Origin of the sequence: Photorhabdus viridis (genome assembly GCF_040256935.1) — a bacterium.
Taxonomy (GTDB): Bacteria; Pseudomonadota; Gammaproteobacteria; order Enterobacterales; family Enterobacteriaceae; genus Photorhabdus; species Photorhabdus viridis.
Window position 1 is genome coordinate 1 of record NZ_JBEJZY010000488.1, and the last position, 223, is coordinate 223.

The following is a 223-nucleotide window of genomic DNA, read 5'->3' on the forward strand; positions in this document are numbered from 1 at the left end:
GCTGAAAATTGACGTGGTGGAGTTTTACGACGATCAGCGTTACTACCAGTTTAATGTCTATATGCCGGCCCGCCCTCCATCAGGCATGCACGGCGGGGAAGAAGACGCGGTGTGGGGCATGGAAACCGCGCATCAGGTGGTGGCAGGCAAAGTGGCGACCCGGGATTATGACTACCGTGACGCGCTGCCGCAGTACGGTATGGATGCCGAAGTGGATGTGACG

Annotated in this window: 1 protein-coding gene; it reads left to right on the top strand. The window is 57.8% G+C overall.

The window, feature by feature from the left end; all coding sequences use genetic code 11:
- Positions 1 to 223 (top strand): hypothetical protein (locus tag ABR397_RS25650; RefSeq protein ID WP_350307906.1); only part of this gene is annotated, 223 nt, incomplete at both ends.